The organism is Corynebacterium lemuris (assembly GCF_024919295.1).
Lineage (GTDB): Bacteria > Actinomycetota > Actinomycetes > Mycobacteriales > Mycobacteriaceae > Corynebacterium > Corynebacterium lemuris.
Genome location: NZ_JANWTC010000036.1, coordinates 1 through 2,493, shown reverse-complemented (window position 1 = coordinate 2,493; position 2,493 = coordinate 1). Strand labels below are relative to the sequence as shown.

At 66.0% G+C, this 2,493-nt stretch carries 4 protein-coding genes; 1 reads left to right on the top strand and 3 read right to left on the bottom strand.

The genetic code is table 11. The features are described from left to right. Nucleotides 1–20: 20 nt before the first annotated feature. The 3 genes from NYP18_RS15245 to NYP18_RS15235 are packed head-to-tail and all read right to left on the bottom strand — an operon-like array spanning nucleotide 21 to nucleotide 802. Nucleotides 21–221 carry a hypothetical protein gene (locus tag NYP18_RS15245; RefSeq protein ID WP_259429044.1) on the bottom strand — a complete coding sequence of 67 codons (201 nt, stop codon included), beginning with the start codon at nucleotides 219–221 and terminating at the stop codon, nucleotides 21–23. Beyond that, nucleotides 205–510 carry a monovalent cation/H(+) antiporter subunit G gene (locus NYP18_RS15240; protein WP_259429043.1) on the bottom strand — a complete coding sequence of 102 codons (306 nt, stop codon included), beginning with the start codon at nucleotides 508–510 and terminating at the stop codon, nucleotides 205–207. The genes NYP18_RS15245 and NYP18_RS15240 overlap by 17 nt, the downstream gene beginning before the upstream one ends. Beyond that, nucleotides 500–802: a hypothetical protein gene (locus NYP18_RS15235; protein ID WP_259429042.1), complete on the bottom strand. Its 303-nt coding sequence runs from the start codon at nucleotides 800–802 to the stop codon at nucleotides 500–502. The genes NYP18_RS15240 and NYP18_RS15235 overlap by 11 nt, the downstream gene beginning before the upstream one ends. 187 nt (nucleotides 803–989) lie before the next feature. Here NYP18_RS15235 and NYP18_RS15230 point away from each other — a divergent pair, with 187 nt between their 5' ends. Then, on the top strand, nucleotides 990–2,198 hold the full coding sequence (locus NYP18_RS15230) for an MFS transporter (RefSeq protein WP_259429041.1): 1,209 nt from the start codon (nucleotides 990–992) through the stop codon (nucleotides 2,196–2,198). Nucleotides 2,199–2,493: the final 295 nt, after the last annotated feature.

The following is a 2,493-nucleotide window of genomic DNA, read 5'->3' as shown; positions in this document are numbered from 1 at the left end:
ACCGGATAGACCCAACCCCGCTACCGAAAAGAGCTCCATAACACCACGTCAACGACCCCCAACCGCAACCACACGATGCTCAGCACCGCACCCAGGCTGAGGTAGGCGCCGACCTGGGTCCGGCGGGAGCCGTCGGCGGCGATGAGGATGACGGTGCCCGCCAGAAAAACGGTGAGGACGATGTCGACGACCCCCACGGTCGCCTCAGAGGGTCCGGCCATGAGCGTCCCCTTCCCGGGTCTCGGCCTCGGCCCCGGCCAGGGCCTGTGCGGAGATCGAGGAGGCCCCCAGGGCCAGCAGCCACACCAGGAGCAGGCCGACACCCGTCGCGAGGTCGCCCACATACACCGCCACCCCCAGGAGCAGCAGCCCCAGACCCAGGTTGTCTGCCTTGGTCAGGGCATGGAGCTGGCTCCGGACATCCGGGAAGCGGATGAGACCGATCGTCCCGGCGGTGAAGAAGATGAGCCCGCAACTCATCAGCACGGCGGCGAGCACATCAGAGAGCATCCTGCCCACCCACCCCGGACCTCTGCGTTTCCGCACGGCGGGCGAACACGGCCACCGCGACCAGGGCGCTCACGGATGCCAGCGCGGTGAAGACGAGGGCGACGTCGACGCTGTGTTCATCCGGTTCCACAAAAAGAAGGGCCGCCATGACCGCCAGCGCGGCACCGGTCGTGCTCGACAGCAGCAGTACGAGCAGCCAGCTGCCCCGCCTCGCCCGACGCAGGACGAGAACCACCGCGGCAAGGAAATTCACGGCGAGGGCGGCAAAGACCGCCAGCAGGAAATACTGCACTCGAAGTCACCCTCCCTCCTTTACGCTGGTGGCGTGGGACTGTCGAGCCGGCACATTGTCGTATTGCTTCTCCGCCATGCTACGTGAGTTCACCGCCCCGAAAAGACGGCCGCCGGTGCTTATCGACGCCCCCTCCCACCGTCTCATTCCATCTTCCCGGGGGAGGGCACGCAGGAAGGAAGAAACCGTGACAGATCATCGTGCAACACCAGAGGGCGCCACCCGGTGGGGGATGCTCGGCCTGGCGTGGCTGCTGTACTTCGGCTTCGCCGTCACCGCGGCCTCCCTGGTACCGATCATCACCCCCGTCCGCGCCGATCTCGGCCTGAGCTACAGCCAGGTGGGCATCATCCTGGGGACCTGGCAGCTGGTCTATATCGGCGCTGCTCTGCCAGTCGGCTCGTTGATCGACCGCTACGGGGCCAAACCGTGCTTGTTCATCGGCATGCTGCTCATCGCCGCCTCCGCGGCCGCCCGCGGCCTGGCGGTCGACTTCTGGACCCTGGTTCTCGCCGTGGCCCTGCTCGGCCTGGGTGGGCCGGTGATCTCCATCGGCCTGCCCAAACTCATCGCCCAGTGGTTCACCGACCACCACCGCGCCACCGCCTCCGGCATCTACGTCACCGGCTCCCAGGTCGGTAACGTCGCCGTACTCTCCCTGACCAACATCGTCGTCCTCCCGCTGGTGGGACATGACTGGCGTCACGCCATGTTCGCCTTCGGCGCCCTGGGGCTGACCATCGCGGTGGCCTGGCTCCTCCTGGGCCGCGACGCATCCTCCCCGGATCGGACGGAACCGGGTGACGTCGGGATCCTCACCGGCATCCGCCAGGTGGTCCGCGTCCCCGGCATCTGGCCCGTGATGATCATCGGAATGTCCGGGTTCATCGCCAGCCACGGTTTCCGCAACTGGCTGCCCCAGATCCTCGAATCCAAAGGAGCGGATGCCGATGCCGCCGGCGTCCTCGCCGGAGCCGCAGCGGTCGCCGGGATCGCCGGCTCGGTCATCATCATGCGCCTGGTCCAGCGGATGACACGGTCAACGATGGCGCAGATCCTGCTTGTCGTCGCCGGGGTGACGTTGGCCGCGATCCCGTTCCTGGACGGGCCAGTGCTGGTGGGGGTCCTGATCGCGGAGTCGTTTGCTGCGGCCGCCCTGATGCCGTTGATGATGAACACCCTGATGGAGATGCCGCAGATCGGCCCGGCCCTGATGGGGGCGGCCGGCGGACTGTATTTTTCAATCGGGGAGATCGGTGGTTTCCTCGGTCCCGCCCTCATCGGTCTGTTGGCGGATCTCACCGGGGACTTCGCCGTCGGTGTTCTTCTGGTCGCCGGCATCATGCTGGTGATGGTCATTCCAGCCCGAAGGTTGCAGGCCGATGATCCGCGCTGAGGGCATGGCGTCCACCTCAACCAGCAGTCAGAACGGGTCAGCGGTATGTTCCGTGCGCAGCCATGCACCGTCCCACGCAGCAGGCGGATGCTCTCAACCAGCCCCAGAATCCTTCCGGATGCACCACATCACTGCTGGTCAAGGGGTCACAGCGTGCGCAGCTGCGCACGGCAGACAGACTTGGCCTGAAGGTAGCAATGACAAAACACCCCTGGGGAAAGGGGCACCGGTTGACCGGTGTCCTTCCACAGGGGTGTTCGTTGGTATTCAGTTGTTTTTTGTTTTAGCGTCGGCG